The 20547-nt window shown below is 37.4% G+C and carries 24 protein-coding genes and 1 pseudogene; 19 read left to right on the top strand and 6 right to left on the bottom strand.

Features of this window, described 5'->3' with window-relative positions; genetic code table 11:
• Positions 1-116 precede the first annotated feature (116 nt).
• Positions 117-479 carry a PilZ domain-containing protein gene (locus WYK_RS18815; RefSeq protein WP_040375989.1) on the bottom strand — a complete coding sequence of 121 codons (363 nt, stop codon included), beginning with the start codon at positions 477-479 and terminating at the stop codon, positions 117-119.
• A 156-nt stretch (positions 480-635) separates the two neighbouring features.
• On the opposite strand from WYK_RS18815, the gene WYK_RS23470 reads away from it, so the two are divergent.
• From WYK_RS23470 to WYK_RS18785, 7 genes are all read left to right on the top strand, one after another.
• A complete protein-coding gene (locus WYK_RS23470; protein ID WP_051387700.1) occupies positions 636-959 on the top strand; it encodes an ATP-binding cassette domain-containing protein in 324 nt (107 codons plus the stop codon).
• 8 nt (positions 960-967) lie between these two features.
• Positions 968-1264, top strand: a complete 297-nt coding sequence (locus WYK_RS23465) for an ATP-binding cassette domain-containing protein (RefSeq protein WP_051387699.1) — start codon at positions 968-970, stop codon at positions 1262-1264.
• Positions 1265-1266: 2 nt separating this feature from the next.
• A complete protein-coding gene (locus WYK_RS18805) occupies positions 1267-2052 on the top strand; it encodes an ABC transporter permease (protein WP_040375988.1) in 786 nt (261 codons plus the stop codon).
• A 291-nt stretch (positions 2053-2343) separates the two neighbouring features.
• Entirely contained in the window at positions 2344-2610 is a 267-nt protein-coding gene (locus WYK_RS18800) for a phosphocarrier protein HPr (RefSeq protein WP_040375987.1), read from the top strand.
• Complete coding sequence (gene ptsP / locus WYK_RS18795) at positions 2610-4334, top strand: phosphoenolpyruvate--protein phosphotransferase (protein WP_040375986.1); 1725 nt, start codon at positions 2610-2612, stop codon at positions 4332-4334. The genes WYK_RS18800 and ptsP overlap by 1 nt, the downstream gene beginning before the upstream one ends.
• Before the next feature lie 479 nt (positions 4335-4813).
• Positions 4814-5593 (top strand): SDR family oxidoreductase, encoded by a 780-nt coding sequence (locus WYK_RS18790; protein WP_040375985.1) that lies wholly within the window; start codon positions 4814-4816, stop codon positions 5591-5593.
• Positions 5594-5641: 48 nt separating this feature from the next.
• The gene (locus WYK_RS18785) at positions 5642-6517 is read left to right on the top strand and encodes an NAD(P)-dependent oxidoreductase (RefSeq protein WP_040376014.1); all 876 of its coding nucleotides are present in this window, start codon (positions 5642-5644) and stop codon (positions 6515-6517) included.
• Between the two features lie 48 nt (positions 6518-6565).
• Here the strand turns inward: WYK_RS18785 and WYK_RS18780 are convergent, their stop codons facing one another.
• On the bottom strand, positions 6566-7720 hold the full coding sequence (locus tag WYK_RS18780; RefSeq protein ID WP_040375984.1) for an aminotransferase A: 1155 nt from the start codon (positions 7718-7720) through the stop codon (positions 6566-6568).
• Positions 7721-7855: 135 nt separating this feature from the next.
• On the opposite strand from WYK_RS18780, the gene corA reads away from it, so the two are divergent.
• From corA to WYK_RS18765, 3 genes and pseudogenes are all read left to right on the top strand, one after another.
• On the top strand, positions 7856-8800 hold the full coding sequence (gene corA, locus WYK_RS18775; RefSeq protein ID WP_040376013.1) for a magnesium/cobalt transporter CorA: 945 nt from the start codon (positions 7856-7858) through the stop codon (positions 8798-8800).
• Positions 8801-8981: 181 nt separating this feature from the next.
• Positions 8982-9428: an RDD family protein gene (locus tag WYK_RS18770; protein ID WP_235782563.1), complete on the top strand. Its 447-nt coding sequence runs from the start codon at positions 8982-8984 to the stop codon at positions 9426-9428.
• A gap of 182 nt (positions 9429-9610) precedes the next feature.
• Positions 9611-10517, top strand: a pseudogene (locus WYK_RS18765) (chemotaxis protein).
• 98 nt (positions 10518-10615) lie between these two features.
• Here WYK_RS18765 and WYK_RS18760 read toward each other — a convergent pair.
• Positions 10616-11128 carry a YkyB family protein gene (locus WYK_RS18760; RefSeq protein ID WP_051387697.1) on the bottom strand — a complete coding sequence of 171 codons (513 nt, stop codon included), beginning with the start codon at positions 11126-11128 and terminating at the stop codon, positions 10616-10618.
• Between the two features lie 246 nt (positions 11129-11374).
• Entirely contained in the window at positions 11375-11740 is a 366-nt protein-coding gene (locus WYK_RS25170) for a hypothetical protein (protein WP_051387695.1), read from the bottom strand.
• Between the two features lie 122 nt (positions 11741-11862).
• Between WYK_RS25170 and WYK_RS18750 the strand changes: the two genes are divergently transcribed.
• Together WYK_RS18750 and crcB are read left to right on the top strand one after the other, a co-directional pair.
• Positions 11863-12216, top strand: coding sequence for a fluoride efflux transporter FluC (locus WYK_RS18750; protein WP_040376010.1), 354 nt, complete (start codon positions 11863-11865; stop codon positions 12214-12216).
• 9 nt (positions 12217-12225) lie between these two features.
• Positions 12226-12579, top strand: coding sequence for a fluoride efflux transporter CrcB (crcB, locus tag WYK_RS18745; RefSeq protein WP_040375983.1), 354 nt, complete (start codon positions 12226-12228; stop codon positions 12577-12579).
• Between the two features lie 217 nt (positions 12580-12796).
• On the opposite strand, the gene WYK_RS18740 is transcribed toward crcB, so the two are convergent.
• Positions 12797-13657, bottom strand: coding sequence for a metallophosphoesterase (locus WYK_RS18740; protein WP_040375982.1), 861 nt, complete (start codon positions 13655-13657; stop codon positions 12797-12799).
• Positions 13658-13829: 172 nt separating this feature from the next.
• On the opposite strand from WYK_RS18740, the gene WYK_RS18735 reads away from it, so the two are divergent.
• The 4 genes from WYK_RS18735 (at position 13830) to WYK_RS23455 (ending at position 18117) form a co-directional block, all read left to right on the top strand.
• A complete protein-coding gene (locus WYK_RS18735) occupies positions 13830-15686 on the top strand; it encodes an SLC13 family permease (RefSeq protein WP_040375981.1) in 1857 nt (618 codons plus the stop codon).
• Positions 15687-15815: 129 nt separating this feature from the next.
• Complete coding sequence (locus WYK_RS18730; protein ID WP_040375980.1) at positions 15816-17021, top strand: EAL domain-containing protein; 1206 nt, start codon at positions 15816-15818, stop codon at positions 17019-17021.
• 71 nt (positions 17022-17092) lie between these two features.
• Complete coding sequence (locus WYK_RS18725) at positions 17093-17323, top strand: hypothetical protein (protein ID WP_051387693.1); 231 nt, start codon at positions 17093-17095, stop codon at positions 17321-17323.
• A 149-nt stretch (positions 17324-17472) separates the two neighbouring features.
• Positions 17473-18117: a DUF3993 domain-containing protein gene (locus WYK_RS23455; protein WP_051387691.1), complete on the top strand. Its 645-nt coding sequence runs from the start codon at positions 17473-17475 to the stop codon at positions 18115-18117.
• Between the two features lie 36 nt (positions 18118-18153).
• Here the strand turns inward: WYK_RS23455 and WYK_RS18715 are convergent, their stop codons facing one another.
• A complete protein-coding gene (locus WYK_RS18715; RefSeq protein WP_040375979.1) occupies positions 18154-18390 on the bottom strand; it encodes a glutaredoxin family protein in 237 nt (78 codons plus the stop codon).
• Positions 18391-18703: 313 nt separating this feature from the next.
• Between WYK_RS18715 and WYK_RS18710 the strand changes: the two genes are divergently transcribed.
• From WYK_RS18710 to WYK_RS18700, 3 genes are all read left to right on the top strand, one after another.
• Positions 18704-18940, top strand: a complete 237-nt coding sequence (locus WYK_RS18710; protein WP_040375978.1) for a YkuJ family protein — start codon at positions 18704-18706, stop codon at positions 18938-18940.
• A gap of 687 nt (positions 18941-19627) precedes the next feature.
• Positions 19628-20071 carry a cyclic-di-AMP-binding protein CbpB gene (gene cbpB, locus WYK_RS18705; protein ID WP_040375977.1) on the top strand — a complete coding sequence of 148 codons (444 nt, stop codon included), beginning with the start codon at positions 19628-19630 and terminating at the stop codon, positions 20069-20071.
• Positions 20072-20223: 152 nt separating this feature from the next.
• Positions 20224-20547, top strand: a 324-nt coding sequence (locus WYK_RS18700) for an MFS transporter (RefSeq protein WP_152526513.1), incomplete at its 3' end; no start/stop codon positions are given.

Below are 20547 nucleotides of genomic sequence, written 5' to 3'. Positions count from 1 at the left end.
ACCAAGATTTCGAACAATTAAGGTTTGAATCCGGATTTTTCGTTTTAAAAGAGTTGAGGTATGAAAGTGTCCATATAAAAAACTCCGCCAGTACGCATACATGCATGTTGAGGGAGTTAGATTTTTTTACTTTTATTATATTTTTTTAATTCTTCAATGATCCGCTTGTTAACAATTGGATCGTCATGAAAGATAACCCCATATGTATGCTTTTTATACCCTTCCTGTTTCCAAACGATTTTCCCAGAACGTATAAATTCTTCCTCATTTATAGAGAACGTTAGGACTAGCTCCATATCGTTTGACTTGGGTATATCAAGGATGGATTGGAATTTAACACCGCGCGGACTAATATCAAGCAGTTCCATCTGGCCTTTCCGACTTTGCCCATTTACCCCTCTTAAGCGTGTAATACTGAAAAATCCTGATATAGGGGGGGTGAATGTAAAGCGGAATGGTTCGTCACGATTGTATTTCATAACTCTTCCTCCATTTTGAAATCTTTATCTATTGTAATATAACGCAATACATATGGAAATAAATTATTATTTTAAACTATGGTTATGCTTAATCCTGCGGTTTTATCATTTTATGAATTAAATTATACTTAACAGTATGGGAAGGAGATGTGGATTGTGTTTTTGCTGGAAAATGTAGTTTATTCAGATATTGTAAACATTCAGCAAATGAAAATAAACGAAGGGGTTATAACAACCATAGTAGGAGCAAGTGGTACGGGGAAAACCACGCTTCTTCGTCTATTGAATAGGATGACAAATCTGACAAGCGGGAGAATAATCTATAAAGGCCAAAATCTTGATGAAATCGACCCAGTAGAACATAGAAGAAAAGTGTCTATGCTTTCCCAGACACCGTTAATTTTTGACGGAACAGTGGAAGATAACTTACAGATGGGATTGCAGCTTACCGAAAAAAAACAGCATCATCAAATCAGTTAAAGGCTGTAATGGAAACATTATTATTGGAAAAGACATTGAAGACAGAAGCTCAAAAACTTTCAGGCGGAGAAAAACAGCGCTTGGCATTGGCCCGGCTCCTGCTTTTAGAACCAGAAGTTTATTTACTTGACGAGCCGACTTCTGCCCTAGATGAAGAGGCAGAATTACTGGTGATGGAGCGATTTTTTCAAGCTATACAAAAAACAGAAGGGTCAGCAATCATGATTTCACACTCGAAAATACTGACGGACGTTTATTCTGAATATCAGATAATCATGAAAAAAAGTTGCTCCGTGAAGGGATGAATATGGAAGGACAAGGAATAATAGATATAGAGTTTTGGCGATTGATGGCTGCTTACTTTTTTGTCTTAATCTTATTGATTATTGTTAGGTGGAGGGGGATTGCTCGGGAAAAACAAATCATTATTGCAACTTTCCGTATGACGATCCAACTTGTTCTTGCGGGGTATGTATTGACATACCTATTTGCTAACCCAAATCCCCTGCTCACGACTTTATTCTTAGCTGCTATGTCGCTATTTTCTATTTATACTATTTTTAAGAGTACTGGTTACCCGCTGCACAATAAGATAAAAGGAGTAATTGCTCTTTCGATGTTATGCGGTCCACTCTTTGCGCTGTTGTATTTTAACAGTATCGTGATTCACTTTAAGCCATGGTATGAACCCCGTTATTTTATCCCGATAGCTGGAATGATTGTCGGAAATGCGATGACTGGTATAACGTTAGCTCTAAAAAGTCTTCTCGATAACCTAAAAGGACATCGTGATAAAGTTGAAGGAGCGTTAATGCTTGGTGCTGCACCGGCCAAAGCAAGTAAGATTTATGTTGATAAAGCATTTGATTCTGCAGTATTGCCAACACTCAATAATATGTTAGGGATGGGAATTATTTTTCTGCCGGGAATGATGACAGGGCAAATGCTGTCGGGAATCAGCCCATTAGTAGCGATTGAATACCAAATTGCAATTTTGCTTGGTATACTAGGCAGTGTATCATTAACGGTGATTCTATTTATTATCCTCGGATACCGTGCCTTTTTTACCAAACACGCACAATTGGATGTGTGATAAGCAGAATTGAGATGCGCTAGAATTTCGTATAATGATATAAAGTTGTAATAAAATTCAGTATAAAAAGACAAATTAAATTTACATGCATTTTTAAGAGATAAAAATTGTCGGATGACTCAAGGAATGCTATTCTGTAGAGGGGTTAGTAGTATTTTAGTGCCATGAGTCAACTGTAAATGCTTTCATTTCCAATGTATTCCTTCATATGGAAATCTAAGTAATTTTTAATCTATAGTTGACTTCTATAAGAAGAACCCAATTAATTTATTATGAAGGAGAATGATCAACATGGTCGAAAAATCTTTTAAAGTAATCGCTGAAACAGGAATTCATGCTCGTCCAGCAACACTACTTGTACAAGCTGCGGGTAAATTTGATTCTGATATTAATCTTGAATTTAATGGTAAAAAGGTAAATCTTAAATCTATTATGGGCGTAATGTCTCTTGGAATTGGTAAAGATGCTGATATTACAATTACTGCTGAAGGTAGTGACGAGCAGGATGCGCTTCGTACGCTGGCTGATACTTTGAATAAAGAAGGATTAGCTGAGTAATGTCATCATTATTAAATGGGATTGCCGCTTCAAATGGTATTGCAATTGCTAAAGCGTATCGCTTGATTGAACCAGAATTAAGCACATCAAAACGGACAATAGAAGTTCCAGCTGATGAGCAAGCACGGTTCAGAGCAGCCATTGAAACGTCAAAACAAGAACTTGAAAGCATCCGAGATAAAGCAGAAAAAGATTTGGGCGCAGATAAAGCAGCTATTTTTGAGGCGCATTTGCTTGTTTTATCTGACCCAGAACTCTTGACTCCCATTGAAGATAGAATTAAAACTGAAAGCATAAATGCCGAGTTTGCTCTTAAAGAAACAGCAGATATGTTTGTTATGATGTTTGAACAAATGGACAATGAATATATGCGGGAGCGTGCAGCTGATATTCGTGACGTTACTAAGCGTGTCCTTGCACACTTATTAGGCGTTCAAATTCCTAATCCTAGCATGATTGCAGAAGAAGTAATCGTCATTGCAGAAGATTTAACTCCTTCTGATACAGCACAGCTAAATCGCCAATTTGTTAAAGGTTTTACTACTGATGTAGGTGGAAGAACTTCTCACTCAGCAATTATGGCTCGTTCTATGGAAATTCCTGCAGTGGTTGGAACAAAAGCAGCAACAGCAGAAATTCAGAACGGTGATTTAGTCATTGTTGATGGATTAACAGGGGTCGTTCATATTAATCCTACTCCAGAATTAGTAAAGCGCTATGAAGATAAGTATACAGCGTATGAAGCACAAAAAGCTGAATGGGCTAAACTTGTAAATGAGCCAACTATTTCTGTTGACGGCAAACAAGTTGAATTGGTTGCTAATATCGGAACACCTAAAGATATAACCGGTGTTATTCAAAATGGCGGTGAAGGTGTAGGCCTTTATCGTACTGAATTCTTGTATATGGGCCGCGATCAGCTTCCAACGGAAGATGAACAATTCGAAGCTTATAAGGCTGTGTTAGAAGGTCTTTCAGGAAAGCCAGTTGTTGTACGTACACTTGATATCGGTGGAGATAAGGAACTTCCATACCTGAACTTACCGAAAGAAATGAATCCTTTCCTTGGCCATCGTGCAATTCGCTTATGCCTTGAAGAACAGGAAATATTCCGTACACAACTTCGTGCTCTTCTTAGAGCAAGTTCGTTTGGAAACTTGAAGATTATGTTCCCTATGATTGCAACGCTTGGTGAGTTCCGTCAGGCTAAAGCCATTCTTGAAGAAGAAAAGCAAGAGCTTCTAAAAAATGGTGTGTCTGTTTCAGATCATATCGAAGTGGGAATCATGGTTGAAATTCCTTCAACGGCTGTAATGGCTGATACTTTTGCTAAAGAAGTAGATTTCTTTAGTATCGGTACAAATGACTTGATACAATATACAATGGCAGCGGATAGAATGAACGAGCAGGTTTCTTACCTGTATCAACCATACAATCCAGCTATTTTACGTTTGGTCAAGATGGTTGTTGATGCAGCTCATAAAGAAGGAAAATGGGCAGGTATGTGCGGTGAAATGGCAGGGGATGAAGTTGCGATTCCGTTGTTATTAGGTCTTGGACTTGATGAGTTCTCTATGAGTGCAACATCAATTCTGAAGGCTCGCTCACTGATTACTAAATTGTCACAATCAGAGATGGAATCATTAGCTGTATCTGTATTAGCTATGGATACCAATGATGCTGTTAAAGCCGCTGTTGAAGATGCAGTTGCTAAGTTTAATTAAAGGTAAAAACCCAATCAACGAATGTTGATTGGGTTCTTTATATTTATTTTCAACAAAATGTTTAGAGCATGTAACAGTGGGTATTAATAGAGCAAGCACAGTTGTTTTAGTATGGTAAAAGCAGCTGACATTCTCATTTTCCCCCTTTTTAACCGGCTAAGTAAGGATAAGCCGGTTTTTTTTTGAGGAAAGAAAATATAACTTAATTTTTCTTAAGAAGTTCAGGGGTAAAAAGGCCAATAAATCCAAACATACATATGCCTAGTAAATAGTATAGAAACATCTTCTTCACCCTTTCATAAACATACTTTGTTTCTAACATACATCGTTTTACACAAGATAGAAATAAAAAATACAAATAGTCACAAAAAATCCAATTTTAGAAAAGTATGCTTAACATTGTCTGATTTTTCGCTTAAAATTTAATTGAGATAAGCTATAATTATGTAATCATTCGGTAAAGAAATGGAGGAGGAACAATGGATTTAGGTTTACGTAATAAACGTGCGCTTGTTATTGCTTCTAGTCAAGGTCTTGGAAAAGCAATTGCTGCTGAATTGCTTAAGGAAGGTGCAGATGTTATGCTGGCGAGCAGAAATGAAGAGAAACTCGCGGCAGTGCAAAAGGAATTAACCGGTTTAGGCGGGAGAGTGTCTTTTAAAACAGTGGATATTACAAAGGCGGATCAGGTAGAAGCTTTGGTTAAACAAACAGTTGAGGAGTTTGGTGGATTTGAGATTCTCGTGAATAACTCTGGGGGTCCGCCAAGTGGATTGTTTAGTGAAATGACGGATGAAGATTGGCAAAAATCGTATGAACTTAATTTATTGAGTTATATTAGAGTCATTCGGGCAAGCCTTCCTTATTTGCGTAAGGATGGAGGGAGAATCATAAATATTGCGTCGTCTGCGATAAAGGAACCTCTGCCGGGTTTAATTTTATCGAATACCTTTAGAACTGCGGTTGTTGGCCTAGCAAAGACACTTGCTGTTGAATTAGCACCTGATATTATGATTAATACTCTTGCACCTGGTCGTATTGCTACAGATCGGCTGGCACAATTAGATGCCATTGCCGCGGATAAACAGGGAATGACAATTGAAGAAGTAGAGAAACAAGTAAGCGCAAAAATACCATTGAAACGATATGGTCAACCAGAAGAGTTTGCTAAGTTTGCAGCATTCTTGCTTTCAGATGCAAATTCCTATGTCACAGGTCAATCCTTCTTGGTTGATGGTGGTAATGTCAGGTCAATATGACTCATGGATAAACTAAAAAAGTAAAAAACAGGAGTGAAATACGTGAGGATCATAAAAGAAAAAACAATAATTGGTTTTATCGGTACAGGCGTGATGGGGAACAGTATGTCCCGGCATATCTTGGATGCAGGATTCCAACTCATCGTATATACAAGATCCAAAGAAAAGGCTCAAGATCTGCTGGAAAATGGAGCGAAATGGGCGGTTTCACCTGAGGAGCTTGCACAGCAGGCAGATGTAATCATTTCAATGGTTGGATATCCAAAAGATGTTGAGGAAATCTATTTAGGTGAAAAAGGAATTTTAAAGGATACTGGAAGGACTAAATATGTTATTGATATGACCACCTCAACCCCCTCTTTAGCTGTGAAAATCTATGAGAAGGCACTTGATGCAGGGGTGAAGGCACTTGATGCCCCCGTTTCTGGTGGAGATATTGGGGCAAGAGAGCGTAAGTTAACGATTATGGCCGGGGGTTCGAAAGATGACTTTGAAGATATTAGAAGTATTTTAGAGATCTTTGGTACAAATATTATCTATCAAGGTGAAGCTGGGGCTGGTCAACACACAAAGATGTGTAATCAAATTGCGATTGCTTCGAACATGATTGGGGTTGCTGAGGCAGTCGTCTATGCAAAAAAAGCAGGTCTTGATCCGGAAAGAGTATTACAGAGTATTTCAGCAGGAGCTGCAGGAAGCTGGTCACTATCCAACCTTGCTCCTAGAATGATTAAAGGAGATTTTGCTCCCGGATTTTATATAAAACACTTCATTAAGGATATGGGGATAGCCCTTGAAGAAGCAGAAAAAATGCAGATGGATGTTCCGGGATTGAAGCTGGCAAAGTCGCTATATGAAGAGCTTGCAGAAGCAGGAGAAGAAAGCAGTGGTACACAAGCGATTTTAAAGCACTGGTCATACTAAAAAAGAAAGACGAGCTTGATACTGCTTAAGCTCGTCTTCATCTTTTTATTATTTAGTCTTGTTAGAAAGAAATGTTTCCATACGGTTCATTGCTTCTATAAGTGTATCCATAGAGTACGCATAAGATAAACGGAAATACCCTTCCCCAAGCTCAGAAAAGGCATTGCCTGGAACAACTGCTACGCCTGCTTTTTCCACTAACTCGAGACAAAATGAGAGTGATGTGTTGAAACCTTCTGGTAATTGAATGAAGAAGTAAAAAGCTCCATCGGGCTTGATAACAGTTAGGTTCATATCGAGAAGCCGATTATATACATAGTCTCGTCGTTTAGCGTACTCCATTTTCATTGGTGTGGCATCATCGTAACCATCGGTAACTGCAGCTAGAGCGGCACTTTGTGAAACGGATGAAGCACAGGTAACATTATATTGATGTACTTTGAGAATTTCTTGAGCAATCACAGCAGGGGCAAATAAAAAACCAATTCGCCAGCCTGTCATGGAATGGGACTTTGACAAACCATTTAAAACAATTGTCTGCTGTCTAAGGTACGACGCAATGGAGGTATGTTTTTTTTCATAAACGAGTTCACTATAGATCTCATCTGCAAGAATGAAAATCTCTTTATCCTTAATGAGAGCTGCAATATCCTGCAATTCCTCAGCAGTAAGTGTTACTCCTGTTGGATTAGAAGGATAAGGAAGCACAATACAGCGCGTATTTGGTGTGAGTAACTCTTCGATAATATCAGCTGTCATTCGGAAACCAGTTTGTGTTATATCAGCATATATCGGCGTTGCACCGCACATCTTAATAATAGGTTCGTATCCAGGATATACAGGCCCAGGCAAAATGACCTCAACTCCTGGTGTCAAAATTGTCCGGAACGTGATATCAATGGCTTCACTAGCACCGCTGGTCACAATAATTTCTTGGTCAGGGTCATACTGCAGCTGATATTTCCCTGAAATATATGCTGAAACGGCTTTTCTCAGCTCAATATCGCCTGCATTATGCGTATACACGGTATAATTATCATCAATGGCTTGTTTAGCAGCTGTTTTAATATGATCAGGAGTAGGAAAGTCAGGCTGACCTATGGTTAATGAAATCATATTCTGGTTTCCAGACACCAAGTTATAAAATTTTCTAATTCCTGAGATTTCAACTTTTTTTACGAGTGGGTTAAGTAAATGCTCCATGTTTATAGTGCCCCCTTTTTAACTACTACTTATTTTAACACTTTAATGGGGTGAATTTCTATCGTTAGACGAAACATCCAATAAACTGGACTTTTAAGCCATATATATAATAAAAACAGTTGAGGATTTGATGACTTGATAAATACGTTTGTTATTACTAAAGATCATAAAATGATCATAGATTGTCCGCTAGTAGAAGTGAAAAAAGATCATGTCGAATGGTACTGGGTAGATTTTAACCAGCCGTCAAAAAGTGAAATTGAACAATTAGCTTCTTTTTTTCAGTTTCATCCCTTAGCTATTGAGGATTGCTTAGATCATTATCAGCAGCGACCGAAGCTTGATTTTTATGATGGCTATGAATTTTTAGTCATCCATGCGCTTGAAAAAAAACGACTAAATGCCGTGGAGCTGGACATGTTCGTCGGCCATGACTTTATTGTCACATTTCATAAAGAAGCTATTATAGAGATAGAGGAAACCTGGAACAAGGTTACCCAAAGTCAACAGCCATTGAAAGGACCCTTCTTTTTAATGCATGGAATTATCGATAAGCTGGTGGATGAATATTTCCCGTTAATTTATCACATGGAGCGGGAATTAAACGAGATTGAAGATAATCGGGCCAATAAAAACATAAGTCATTTAATGGATCGTTTATTTGATTTACGATCAGACCTATCAATATTCAGAAAAACTATTCTGCCGATGCGCGACTTGTTATATCGCATGGTTCATTCTGACAGACTGAAATTCTTAACTGATCAGCATCTATATTTCAATGACGTTTATGATCATTTATTGAAGCTGTCAGAAATGCTTGATTCGTATCGTGATTTTTCTTCAGATATTAGGGACAGTTATCTCTCAGTTAATTCAAATAATATGAATGAAACAATGATGACGTTAACGGTTATTACAACGATTTTTATGCCATTAACTTTTATTGCAGGAGTTTACGGTATGAACTTCAAAAACATGCCGGAACTTGAATGGCATTATGGTTATTACATAGTTCTTGGGGGTATGGGTGGAATTGCGTTGTGTATGTTTATGTACTTTGTCAAAAAAATTGGTTGACCATCAATCGAAAAAATAGGAAATAAGGATGAAACTTACAAAAAATAGATAAAGTAATAGCATCCTTTTTCCTTATTTTCTAGGGATTTTCCTATGAAGATTTTGGCTAAAATAACACAACTTTGGTACAATTAATATGCAATTATTAGTAGTTAACTAGGTTTAAAGGAGGTAAGGTATTGTGAGTAAAGTAGCTGTAAATAACTATGGAAATGTAAGTGAAAGGTATGGAGGCTTTTGGGTTCGAGTGGCTGCTTCAATCATTGATGGAATCATTATCTCAGTTCCACTGAGCGTTCTCTTCATCATTTACAGCTTTATTATGGCACCAAATGAAGGTACTGCTACTGATGGAGAAATGGTGACGATGCTTCTTGGGTACACCGTTATTTACATTATCGCGTTAGTAGCTATAGCATTATATTATATTTTGACAACAGCGTCGAAAATGCAAGGTACTGTAGGGAAAAAAATAATGGGGTTAATTGTAACAGATTTGAATGGAAATCGTCTTACCTTTGGTCGTGCGACCGGCAGATACTTTGCAACGATACTGTCAGGGATGATATTTTACATCGGTTATTTGATGGCTGCTTTTACGGAAAAAAACAAACACTGCATGATATGATAGCAAGTACATTAGTTGTGAAAAAATAATTTTAAGAAAAAAGCCGGTTTCTTCCACAGAAATCGGCTTTTTTTCTTAAATCCCTTAACATGAGGTCTGTTTATTCCGATTTATATAAAGAAAGATCTACTGATTGGATCAAATAGATCGTTAAATTGAAACATGAAGATTGGAAGTGCGAGATGGAAAATAAACAAGGAATCCTGCTGGAAAGCGGGACCAATGAATTGGAAATTGTAGAATTCGGAATTGGGACAAATAAATTTGGGATTAATGTTATTAAAGTGAAGGAAATTATCAATCCTGTACCCGTTACCTTTGTCCCGCATACGCAATAAAAATGTCGAAGGACTTATTGAGTTGCGTGGAGAAGTGCTTCCAGTCGTTAATGTTGCTGAAGCGCTGGGGTTTCCACCTTCGAAGAACCCAAGTCAAGATAAGTTTATCGTTTCCGAATTTAATCAACAAAAAATAATTTTTCATGTTCATACAGTTACTCAGATTCACCGGCTTTCTTGGAATCAAATAGAAAAGCCTTCTGAAATGTTTCAAGGCCTTGAAAGTCAGACGACCGGGGTTATTAGGTTGAATGGTGAAATGCTGTTGCTGCTGGACTTTGAAAAAATAGTAGTGGATATTAATCCGGATTCAGGAATTAATAGTAAACAGGTAAAGAAGTTAGGGAAGCGGGAACGGTCGAATAAACGAATCGTCGTCGCAGAAGATTCACCACTTTTAAGGCAGCTTTTACATGACACGTTAACAGAAGCAGGATTTGAAAACCTCGAATTTTTTGAGAACGGCAAAGATGCTTTGAACTATTTGGAGAATTTGATTGAAATCGGGGGAAACGCGGTTTCTGAAGTGAAGTTGGTTATAACAGACGTTGAAATGCCCCAGATGGATGGACATCATTTGACCAAACGAATTAAAGAGCATAAAGAGTTAGCGAAACTGCCAATCATCATTTTTTCTTCTTTGATCACGGAGGATCTTCGTCATAAGGGACAACTTGTGGGAGCAGATGCACAGGTTAGTAAGCCGGAAATTGCCGAATTGATCTTACTGATTGATGAACTAATTTTATAAACGTATCTAAAAAAGAGAAAAATCGGGCAATTCATGCACCGATTTTTCTCTTTTTGGAGAGTATTAGGGAAAGTTAAACGTTTAGGAGATCGCAGAAGCTAACGTGATTTATATCCTTTTCCTAAAAATGACGAAAGAAATGTATTTTCGTATTTTTGATTTTGCTGCCGGCGTGATGGTTGATTAGGTTTGCCGGTATTCACATTGGACATTTTTGTCTCGACTGTCTGTCCAATATACGTTTGCAAAATTAGTTTCGCACGTGATAAGGATAATACAGCTTTCGGGTTTCGAACGGATGAAGAGCGGTTCCCGAGGTGAGGAAGGGTTTTTAAATCATCCCTGGTAGGAGGAAGATGGAAGATATAATCTCCACATTGGATAATTACATCGGATTGTTGTGCAGAAAACTTAGGGTTATCAGAAAAGTGAAGACCTAACTTTTTTGCTTTCCCCTCGCTTAATAATTTTAGTATGGTCAAGCGTTTTAATTCATATAAAGCTTTGGGTTCAGGTGCTGTTTTCGCATGTTTATTGACAATAAAAATAGCTTGGGCAAGAGTGTTATCGGATGGGGAAATTTGCTCCCGTTGCCCGGTTGTTGGTTTCATATAGAAACTCCTTTCCTAAAATACTGGTGCCTTGCAGTACATATTATACCATTATCACTATTGAAAGGAAGGGAAGAAAAAAAAACATTGAAATTAGTTGGAGATGAAGAGGTGAAACGGAAGAAGTTTAATTAGATTAGTACGCTGACTATATTATAGCAAATCTAGGTCATAGACCAAAATTAGAGGCCAATAAAAAAGGCTGTCGAAGTTTCTCGTCAGCCTACAGTTGGTGCGGAATGTCGATTATAGATTTGTTAATCTTCCAGAACCAGTATAGATGTTAATATTGTCGGTTACTGCCTGCTGGGTTCCAAAGGCTGCGGGATAACCTTGTGGAGGATATCCTTGATAGCCGGGGTAACCGCCTTGATAGCCTTGCTGGTACCCTGGTGGATAGCCCGGATAAGGCTGCGGAGGATATGGATATGGATAAGGCGGCCGGTTATATAACAATGCACCGCCGGCGAGTGCTCCGCCAGCCAAACCAGCTACAAAAGGAAGAAGTAATGGAAAGAATGGAACAAATCTCCCGTTCTGGGGAGGCGGGTAGCCATTTCTCATGTGCTGCTGTTGATAGACAGGGGAATAAACTGGATAGGGGGAGTGCATGAAAAGACCTCCTTTTCTATAGTTCTTTTCATTCTATGACATTTTCATTGAAAAGAGCCTGTTTATACTGATTCTGATATAATGTAAGAATGAATATATGAAATGGACGTGGATTGGGAATGCTGAAAAAGTATCTCTTTGTCGGAATTGGCGGTGCTTTAGGTTCTTTTCTGCGTTATGGAGTAAATGTATTTATCCATATACCAGTCTTTCCTTTAGCTACTTTAAGTGTCAACCTTATCGGAACCTTTATCCTAGGGATGCTGACAGGGCACTTTTCAAAAAGAAATCAACCAGTGCCTCTTTTGTTAGGTACGGGTTTATGTGGTGGTTTTACGACAATGTCGACTTTCACAGCGGAATCGATACGATTACTTGAAACGTCCGTGTGGCTTTCAAGTTTGTATATCAGTGCTACTCTAATCCTAGGAATTATTTTCGGTTTAATAGGAATTTATATTTCTTCAAAAAGGTGAGGTACAGGGATGATAGATATATTGGCAGTACTGATTGGAGGGTTTATTGGTGCTGTTGCAAGGTTTGGTATAAGTTCGTACCTATCCAGAAAAATTATTACCAGTTTTCCATGGGGAATTCTTTCTGTTAATTTAATTGGTGCACTGGTCATCGGGTTTGTATTTCCAGATAATAGAGATGTGTCGAAAACCTCTGAATTGTTTTTGATCACTGGTATACTAGGCGGATTTACTACTTTCTCTACGTTTGGTATGGAGTCTATTGAATTACTTAAAAAAGGGAGCTACCTGCATCTTGCTATCTATATTGTAGTAACCGTTTTTGGGGGAATGCTGCTCTTTTCAGCAGGTTACCTGCTATAAGGGACGAATTTTTTTAATCATAGCCTAATTAGAAAAGCTCATAAAAAAGCCATGGAATCATCCATGGCATTTCTGTGCCGAAAGCTCGTTGCCAAACACATAATTGCAGAAATAAGAAGAAAAGCTGTTTTTCTATTACCAAACTAATGATATAATTCATTGGAATGGGACTTTAGTAGTGAATTAGGCACGATTGCTTATTTTTCCGGATTTTCTTTTATTCTTTCTGTAATTCGTATAAAGTTATTTCAGGTCGAGAAAGAAAACGATAGGGCAGCCTCGTTGTCCCTAGTCCTCTATTGACATGCAGGACCATATTTTGAATGTCATACGTGCCTTCTGTATACTTTTCGGCATATGGCGGAGTGACTAAGGCTCCTGCTAAAGGAATTTGGATTTGTCCCCCATGACTGTGGCCGCTGAGCTGCAGCTGAACATTATAGTCAACAGCCTTATCAGCTAGATCAGGTGCATGAGATAAAAGAATAGTATAAACATTATCTGGAATTCCCGATAGTGCACTTTTAAAGTCTGGGCTTCCAAGCATGGCGTCGTCAATGCCGGCTAAATAAATGGCTTCTCCACTCATAAGTGAAAGCTTAGAATGAGCATTTTGAAGTACTTTAAAATTGGACTTCTCCATAATATTACGATAAATTTCAGAACCATTTCCACCATGGTCATGGTTTCCAAATATACAATATTTACCGAATGGTGTTTTGATTTTCTTTAAATATGGAATGATTTCTTCAGGCATTGGATATTCGTTCGGCTGATCCATTAGGTCGCCGCTGAATATCATGACATCTGGATGAAGCTTTTCCATTTTGGTAATGACAGAGATCAAGTCTTTAATTTGAAACTGAAATCCAAGATGTGTATCACTAAATTGAACGATTTTAAAACCATTAAAGCCTTCAGGAATTAATTTGTGCTTGACCGTTATTCGTTTGATATCGATCCAGCTAGGCTCGATATCATGGGCGTAATAATGGCCGCCCATGCCAAGTCCTGTAATGCTTAGTAAAGCTCCTGCAGATTTTTTTAAAAAAGATCTTCTCGACATATTTTTTTTCACTATTAATCAACCTATTCTGTAAAAATATTACTACCTCATACTAACAAAGAATAATCATAAAAAGAAGAATATGTTGTTTTTTATTGCATTTAAATCAAAGTATAAGCTTGTGCGAACCGCAAATAGGCATTCACTATCACTTATATTTTGAACATCTTTACGGGGGTACTTTATGACTACGCAGTCAATGTTTTTACCGATTATCATCCTGTTATGTGTATTTTCTCTATTTATCTATGGAAAATTCCGTGCAGATATTGTTGCACTTGGTTCTATGCTGATGCTAGGAATAATCGGCATATTAGAACCAATGGAACTATTAGCTGGATTTTCTAATCCAATCACGATTATTCTAGCCAGTCTGTACATAGTGGGAGCTGGTATATTTAATACTGGACTCGTTGAGAAAACTTTTCATCCGCTCTTGAAATGGAGTGAAGGCAGTGAGCGGAGACTAATGATCGTTATTATGCTTTCAGCCGGGTTCTTTGGAGGTTTCTTAAGCAGTACGGGGATTGTTGCAATCATGCTCCCTATTGTTATGAGTACAGCCCTCAAGCAGCGGAGAAGTCCTTCGAAGTTTTTAATTCCTTTAGCTTTTGCAAGTGGATTAGGAGGTCTGTTGACAGTAGTGGGTACACCATCTAACTTAATTATAAATGAGGTGCTGACAAAAAATAATTATGAACCATTAGCCTTTTTTTCATTGACGCCAATTGGTCTTATTACGCTCCTAGCAGCTCTTTTATTAATTCTGTTTATGGGTAAAAAGCTGCTGCCTCATCAGCATTTGGCTGCCAAAAGCAGCGGGAAAGATCTATCAGCTGGTGAACTAGCTGGGATGTATAAGGTATATGATAGGCTTCATTATCTCCAAATACCTAAACACTCTGATTTAGTAGGTGAAAGGCTTTCTGATTTGGTGCTGCCTATTAATTATGAGATTACAGTAATTGAAATTAAACGAAAATCCAAAGATAAGCAACTCGGTCTCCTTTCTAAACATCAAAATTTGTCGGCAAAAGCAGACGAAGTATTTCATCCAGACGATGTAATCTTAGTTTTTGGTGAAGCAGAAGCGGTAACTCGTCTAACAGTCGATTATGAATTAGAAACACGGCCTTTTAACCAGGAAGAAGTAAAAAAACATCTGGCTAATAGTAAATTTGGGATGACGGAAATTTTAATTATGCCTCATTCTGATTATGAAAATCAGACCTTGCGAGATATTCATTTTCGGGAAAAATATCAATGCAGTGTACTAGCTATTAATCGTAAAGGTGAATATATTCAAGCTGATCTTGGTACCGAAATATTAAAACCAGGGGATGCACTTCTCATTCATGGTGAATGGGTGAATATTGAAATGATTTCGGCTGACCTGCAAGATATTATTGTTCTGGGCAGTGCGACAGAAGAAAGTGATTTTGTTCAGGAAGCGAAAGCACCAATTGCTGCCTCTATCGTGATCCTTATGATTCTTCTGCTTGCCTTTAATGTCATTCCCCAGGTTTATACTGTATTAATGGCAGCATTTCTTATGGTGATTACTGGGTGTGTTCGATCGATGGAAGAAGCATATCAGAGAATCAACTGGGAATCCATTATACTTCTGGTCGCGATGTTCCCACTCATGGCTGCTTTTGAAAAGAGCGGAGGTTTGATTCAGGTAAGTATTTGGATTGAACAAATAATTGGAGATACCGGTCCTTATAGTTTATTAGCATTACTCTATATAATGACCTTGATTGGTGTTCAATTTGTCTCCAATATTGCGATCACAATGTTTATAGCTCCAATTGCATATACTGTGGCAGTCAATATGAATTATAGTCCAATACCCATTTTAGTATGTGTAACAGTGGCTGCTGCTCTGGCGTTTTCAACTCCAAGAGCATCCTCAACAAATGCACTGGTTATGACAGCTGGTGACTATAATTATAAAGACTTTGCCATTGTTGGAATAGGAATGCAAGTCTTAATTGGTCTTATTGTAATTGTGACCATCCCGCTCTTTTTCCCTTTCTAAGGGAAATGGACTCCCCCAAAAAAATCCGTACCTTTAAGGTACGGATTTTTTTATCTATTATTTTGAATTTTCGTACCAGTCAACTAATGATATACTTTTTATGTAGAGATGATGATAGGGGGGAACGTCTTGAATTCAGAAGATATATTAGCTAACCTTGACCGGGTCCAGCCTTTTTTTCAACCTATCTTTAGTGCTGATGAGCATCGTGTGGCAGGGTTTGAAATATTAGGCCGTTATAAAACTGAAACCGGTTATCAGAGCCTGGGTCCGTTTTTCCTTGATAGCAAAATTCCAATGGAGTATCGAAATGAAGTGGATAACAATTTACTGGATAAAGCATTAGCCATCCTTTCCGCTAAAGAAGAGGATTTTTTAATCTTTATTAATCGAGATCCCAATTTGCTGATGATTGACCATGGAGAACAGTTTTTATCCATTATCCAAACCTATTTTAAGGGGGATGCCGTTTCACGAATCGTTCTCGAATTATCGGATACCGATTATGAGGAGATTCTTGATTCGTTACAGCATGTACTATCGTATTATAGAACGTTTGGGATGAAAATTGCGCTTGATCATAATGGGGCAGAAAGTAAAATGGATCGAATTGCGCAAATATCACCTCATATTTTAAAGGTGAATTTAGAACAACTGCGAAAAACGAGCGGTGAAGTTACACAGGTCATTCTATTTTCTTTAAGTTTTTTAGCGAGAAAAATTGGGGCTAATCTGTTGTTTGAACATATCGAGAGCCAATATCAATTAAGGTATGCATGGAAAAACGGAGGTCGTTATTATCAAGGGTTCTTGCTCGCCAAACCTGAATTAGAGCTGGTTGACCGGGATATATTACGGGAAAATTTCAAGAAAGAATGTCGTGGCTTTATCACTTTAGAAATGAAAAAGCTGGAAAACGTCTATCAATTAACTAATAAATTTAATGAAGACATGAAGTCCTTTATGGTTAAACACAAAAAAACTGCCGGCTATGGAGAATGGCTCCATACTCTGGCTGAAAAAATTGAATCGATGTCCTTCCGTCTTTATATTTGTAACGAAGAAGGATTTCAAATTTCACCTAATATCCTGAAAAAAGAAGGAAACTGGATTGTACAGGAAACATATATGGGGAAGAATTGGAGCTGGCGTCCTTATTTCCTTGAAAATATCGTTCAGATGAAGCATGAAAAAAAAGGAATCTTGTCTGATTTATATAGTGATATCGAATCAGGGGAAACCATTCGAACATTCTCCTTCCCACTCGATCATAACAGCTATTTATTTATCGATCTTTCGTATGAGTATTTGTATGAAAATGATGACTTATTATAATCACCCGTTTGATGCATAAACTAGGGTATCAAGTGTCAAGCTATAGGAAACAAATGATGGGAGCGTAATCATTGAGTACCTTTATTTGGATTTTATGCATCTTAGTAATCATCATTATTCTATATTCCCTTTACTATAGCCTGGTGGTACTTAAAACACAAAAAGATAAAAAACGAGAACTGGATCCCTCTGTTGAAGGGTCTGCTCATGATCACCCTTATTTATTAAATCCAATTTTTCTTGCACTAATTTTTGCTGCAGTAGTAGTAGCCGGCTTTATTTTTTATTATGTCTTTAAATAACACAAAAAACTTGCAGGATAAAGCCTGCAAGTTTTTTGTGTTATCTCGAACGTGTTCAAAAGAGAAACTTAAAGAATGACGTTTGCCTTCTAGACAAGCGGGTACATAATTAATAACTTACCGTTACAACACATCTTAGGAGGCGAATTATGAATAAATTCCGGGCATTATTTGCAGGGGTATTCCTATTTAGTCTGTTTACCTTGGCACAAACAACTTCTGCTGAGAATACTAGAGATGAGGTCTTTACCACACTTAAAAAAGCTTTCAATCAACAAGTTGAGATCAGTGAGAAAGCAAGAAGCATCCAAGAAATTGAAGAAAAACTGAAACCGTATTTTACGAGTGAAATGATTAATAAATTTGTTAAAGAAAATGTTGTAGAAGTGGATGGCGGTTATGCCACTTTAGGATCAGATTCCGCAGAAAACTATATTCCATTCTTTAGTTATAATGAGCATACAATTATAGAAAAAAGTAAGGACGAAGAAAAACTGGTGATTAGTGAAGATTTGGCTGAACATTCAGAGGGTCCGATAACTTATACGGATTCTGAAATAGTAATATTGGTCAAGCAGCAAGGAAAATGGAAAGTGCATGAAATAAGCCTTGAAACTGAAAAAAACCAGAAAAACAAACAAGTAAAGGATAATCAACTAAGCAGTAAATTTACAATAAAAAAATTAAGTACAGAAACATTAGGATTTGGGATGCTTCCACAGAGTATTATTACTTCCTTTAATCGTTTTCAATCTCAGGCTTTTTCAACAATTGATGATATCCTGCTAAAATAAAACCCAAGCCCATATGCGGGCTTGGGTTTTATGCGTTTAGTCTATGGATAATGCTTTTTTCATTTTGTCTATTTCAAATCCAATTATGACTTCATCTTTAATAATGACCGTTGGAGTTGAATATGATCCATATTTATTTGTCAGCTCAATCATCGCTGTAGAATCAGCGCGTATATCTTTCTCAGTATACGTAATTTTATTTTCTTTAAAAAACAATTTAACAATTTTGCATGGCGGGCAGTCCGGTTGAGTATAGAGTATTACGTTAGTCATTGTTCAGAAACCTCCAGATAAAAGTAATAGCTTTATTATTATAGAAGAAATTGAAGAGCTTGAATAGAAAACCGTATCAACACATTTCTTTCTTCTTTTACTCTGAAGGCAGTTTCGTCCTTGCTTGGACTTTTTAGGAGGAATTCTCCTAATAACTGTTTATTATTGGCAGCTAATTAATATGTAAAATTTGTCTGTCCGATTATATTAAAGTTTTTTAAGATTCTGAAATTAAAACATGCGTGTTATTGGATAGTTTTTTGTGATATAGTGAAACCTATCGAATAGGTTTTTATTAGAAGGGAGTGGGAGTATGTCTCAATTACAGGGCATTCTTACCAGATTGAAAAGTTTACAAGAGCAGGCGAAGGAAACCGAATCTGCAGAGCGTTTTTTTGAAATAGATGGAGTGAAAAAATGCCAAGTTACATATTTCAGCAAAACGGAAATGTTTGAATTAGAAGTATTTAGTGATAAGAACAAGTCTTCTAAATATCAATTTGATAATATTGATATGATTACAATTGAAATCTTTGATCTTTTACTGTAAAGCATCACAAATAGGAAAACAGCCTGATGTTATCTCAGGCTGTTTTTTTTGGTAAGCTTGTTTTTGATGATAGTCAACAAATTATTTTTTACTGGAAACATGTGGTATAATTAAAGCCCGTATCCGTCCGATAACATTCTGATGGCAATGGAGAGTTTTTGGAACAATCAAAAGCTTGCAAGTTCATTACTTTAGCAAAATTCTTGCGTTTGAAAGAGGTGGACAATGGGTTTATATCTCATTTTGGTATTATTATTTTTTGGGGTGCTTTTGTTGTGGGCAGAGCTCATTTTCGCAAAAAGAGAATTAGCTGCCATTCGGCAGACACTTGAAAAAATAGAAACTAATCTGAATAAGAAATCCTAGTAATAGGTATTTATTTCACTTTCTGCTGTATCCTAAAGCAGGAGGGCTGAAAAATGAAAATGCCTAAATGTGTATGTCCTTTGTGTAACAAAACAAATGATTTGAATAGAGTGATAACGGCACAATCAAATCAAAATGTAATTTATAAATGTTTAGAGTGTGATTACACACTTCGTAACATCCAGGTAAGTAAAGGGTAATGAAACGCCATTGAAACGGCTTACAAAATTTCTATTTCAAAGAAAGAATCTTTCCTTTTCCTATGTTACACTAGAACTGTAAGAAAAATATGACTACTTTTATTAGGTAAGGAGTTTTGACATGATTGGTATTCATGATGGGAATTTACTCGAATGCAGCGTGAAAGACATGATGATACCTTCTGAAAGGGTTGCGCACGTCCAAGTGACGAACAACCTAGAGCATACCCTGCTTGTATTAACTAAAAGCGGGTATACAGCTATTCCAGTGTTAGACCCTATGTATAAACTACACGGTCTTATCAGTACACCGGTAATCCTTGAGTCCATCTTAGGCCTGCAGCGAATTGAGTTCGAGGAACTTGAAAACAAAAAAGTTTCTGAGATTATGACCCTTACTATTCCGCGTCTTCATATTGAAGATAAAATAAAAAAAGGGCTTGAACTATTAATTGATCATCCTTTTGTTTGTGTGGTTGATGAAGATGGAATATTTGAAGGAATTTTAACAAGAAGAGCAATCTTGAAAAAAGTTAATCGAGATCTTCTGGATGCTGCTAAATAGGCAAACATAACGCTCCCTTTACCGGGGGCGTTATGTTTGCCTTCTGGAAAAAATACATATTGAAAACATAGAGGGTGAACGAAGTGCAACAGACAGCAAGAAAAAACAGTGGAGAAAAGGTGACAAAGCGTACCTTCGTGCTGGCTGCAGTGATGCTGGCAATGTTCATGAATGCCATAGAGGGAACGATCGTATCGACAGCGATGCCTGCAATTGTTGGAGACCTTGGCGGGTTTTCTTTGTATAGCTGGGTGTTTTCAAGTTACTTGCTTATGAATGCAGTTACGGTTTTGATATATGGAAAACTTTCTGACCTATTTGGCAGAAAACCAATTTTACTTATTGGAATCATTATCTTTTTAATCGGCTCTGTCTTGTGTGGGTTTGCCGATTCGATGCATGAATTGATTTTATTTCGTTTTATACAGGGTTTTGGTGCCGGTGCAATTGCTCCGGTAGCATCGACCATTATTGGA

Source organism: Peribacillus psychrosaccharolyticus ATCC 23296 (assembly GCF_000305495.1).
Lineage (GTDB): Bacteria > Bacillota > Bacilli > Bacillales > DSM-1321 > Peribacillus > Peribacillus psychrosaccharolyticus.
This window is presented reverse-complemented; position numbering and strand designations above follow the sequence as displayed.